This window comes from Sporolactobacillus mangiferae (assembly GCF_023336505.1).
GTDB classification, from domain to species: domain Bacteria; phylum Bacillota; class Bacilli; order Bacillales; family Sporolactobacillaceae; genus Sporolactobacillus; species Sporolactobacillus mangiferae.
In genome coordinates this window covers 1-2,714 of sequence record NZ_JAMAST010000039.1, presented here as the reverse complement: position 1 = coordinate 2,714, position 2,714 = coordinate 1, and the positions used below count along the sequence as shown (strand labels likewise).

Here is a 2,714-nt window from a genome sequence, read left to right as displayed (position 1 = left end):
GGAAAAAAATGAAACACAAGTTAATTAACACAGTGGCCCAAAAATGGGTGATTCTGTTTAGAGGTGATTGGTGATGAGTGACTATATTGCAGTTGATATTGGGGCATCAAGCGGCCGGTTGATTCTCGGAAGAATCAACAATCAGAAAAAGTTGGAACTTGAAGAAATCCATCGTTTTGTTAACGGATTTACCAGAAACAACGGCCATGATCGCTGGGCAATCGATCAGCTGATCGATGAGATTTTTATCGGATTGGAAAAGGCCAAGAAGTTAGGCGTCAAGAAAGCGAAAGTTGGCATCGACACATGGGCAGTGGACTATGTCCTTGTCGGTATGGACGGGCAAAAACTGCAGGATCCGATTAGCTATCGTGATCAGCGAACACGGCATGCGATTGAAGAACTGACCGGTGACCTTTCAAAAGAATATATTTACAAGAAAACCGGCATTCAGTTTCTGGAACTGAACACGCTGTACCAATTGTACAAGGAAAATAAAGAAGATCTGAAGAAAACGGACCGGATCCTGATGATCCCCGACTACATCGGCTACGTGCTGACCGGGAATGCGGTTGCAGAAGTAACAAATGCATCGACGACACAGATGCTTAATTTAAGAGAAGGCTTATTTGATAAAGATCTTCTTGCGAAAGTCAATGTCTATCCGGAGCAGTTCCCGCGACTGGCCGAATCAGGAAGCATTCTGGGTTCCATTCGTCATAAATGGCGCCTTCAATATGATCTTCCTGACTGTGAGGTGATCACGGTAGCGACACATGATACGGCTTCCGCAGTAGTTGGCACTCCGGGCGAAGGAGACGACTGGGCATTTCTCAGTTCCGGCACATGGTCGCTGCTTGGCAAGGAATTGAATGTTCCGGAAAACGGTGCAGAAGCTTTTAAAGAAAACTATACAAATGAATGGGGCGCATATGGCACCTACCGTTTTCTGAAAAATATTATGGGCCTTTGGATCGTTCAAAGTATCCGCCGCGAGCAGAATAACAAATACTCATTTGCAGAAATGGCTGCTCAGGCTGGGGCAGTTGAACCTTTTCAACAGTTTATCAATATAAATGACGAACGATTCAGCAACCCGAAAAGTATGATTGATGAAATTCAGTCTTATTGCCAGGAAACCGGGCAGAAAGTTCCGCAGACTACAGGAGAACTGGTAGCGGCTGCGTATTGCAACTTAGCCCTGTTTTATGCGAATGAGCTGGAGAAACTTGGCAATATTGTCCATAAGCCAATTCGTGTACTGCACATCGTTGGCGGAGGGAGCAATGTCGCTTTTCTGAATCAACTGACGAGCACGCTCGCCGGTATTACCGTCAAAGCAGGTCCTTCTGAGGCTACGGCAGTCGGCAATTTGGTTGTTCAAATGATCAGCAATGGCGAAATTGGCAACCTCGTACAGGCGAGAAAGCTGATCGCCCAATCGTTTGATATCAAAACCTATTCGCCGGAAGAGCACAAGTATGCCGAAGTCCTGGATAAATATAAAGCATTCATTAAGGAGAGGTGAGCTGCATGCCTAGAATCGGCCAGATCATGTACCTGCACAAAGAATTTTATAAGGAATATCAGAAACGCCATGCTGAGCTGTGGCCAGAAATGAAGAAAGAACTTAAGGATCATGGGGCTTCCAACTATTCCATTTTCTTAAATGAAGAGAATGGTGAACTGTTTGCCTATTTAGAAGTTCCGAATGTAGCAAAATATAACGAAATTGCCAATACCGACATCTGCAAGAAATGGTGGGCCTACATGAAACCATTGATGAAGACTAATCCGGATAACAGTCCGGTAGCCCTGGATTTAAAAGAAGTATTTCATCTTGATTGATCGTACACACCAAAGGAAGGGAAGTTATTTAAATGAGCGAAACCATCACAAAAGCCTATCAACTCGCTAAAGATCGCTATGCGGAAATTGGTGTAGACACAGAGAAAGCAATCAATGCGCTGAAAAAAGTAAAATTGTCGATTCACTGCTGGCAGGGGGATGACGTACTTGGTTTTCTGTTTCCGGATCAGGATCTTACAGGAGGTATTTCAGTCAGTGGTAATTACCCTGGGCGCGCGAAGACCGTTGATCAGTTAAGAAAAGATTTAAGCGAAGCATTGTCGGTTATTCCGGGCAAGCACAAGGTTCAGCTGCACAGTATCTACGCGGATACGGATGAAAAGGTGGACTTGAATGAACTTGCCCCACGCCATTTCCAATCCTGGGTTGACTGGGCAAAAGAAGAGGGCGTCGGTCTTGATATGAACGGCACATTCTTCTCGCATCCTAAATCAGCAAGTGGCTTTACTTTGTCAAGCGCCGATAAGGAGATTCGTGATTTCTGGATTGAGGTCGGGAAAGGCAGCCGTAAAATTGCCGAGTATTTTGGCAAGGAACTGGGCCAGCAGTCAGTGAACAATTTCTGGATTCCGGACGGCTATAAGGATAATCCAATTGACAAACTGTCTCCACGCTTGCGTTTAATCGAATCACTTGATGAAATCCTGAAGGAAAAATTGGATGAAGCATACACCATTGAAGCAGTTGAAGGCAAGCTGTTTGGCACCGGAGTAGAATCCTACACGGTCGGCTCACACGAATTCTATGAAGCCTATGCGCTGACACGCGGTACACTTTGGACCATCGATGCCGGTCACTTCCATCCGACCGAAGATGTATCCGATAAATTCTCAGCTTTCCTGCCG

General features: G+C 45.3%; 3 protein-coding genes. All 3 read left to right on the top strand.

All coding sequences use genetic code 11. The features are described 5' to 3' along the window. Positions 1 to 73: 73 nt before the first annotated feature. On the top strand, positions 74 to 1,528 hold the full coding sequence (gene rhaB, locus M3N64_RS13900) for a rhamnulokinase (protein ID WP_249104248.1): 1,455 nt from the start codon (positions 74 to 76) through the stop codon (positions 1,526 to 1,528). Positions 1,529 to 1,533: 5 nt separating this feature from the next. Continuing rightward, positions 1,534 to 1,848, top strand: coding sequence for an L-rhamnose mutarotase (gene rhaM, locus M3N64_RS13895; protein WP_249104244.1), 315 nt, complete (start codon positions 1,534 to 1,536; stop codon positions 1,846 to 1,848). 32 nt (positions 1,849 to 1,880) lie between these two features. Then, positions 1,881 to 2,714: L-rhamnose isomerase (locus M3N64_RS13890; protein ID WP_249104241.1), on the top strand; the 834-nt coding region annotated here is incomplete at its 3' end.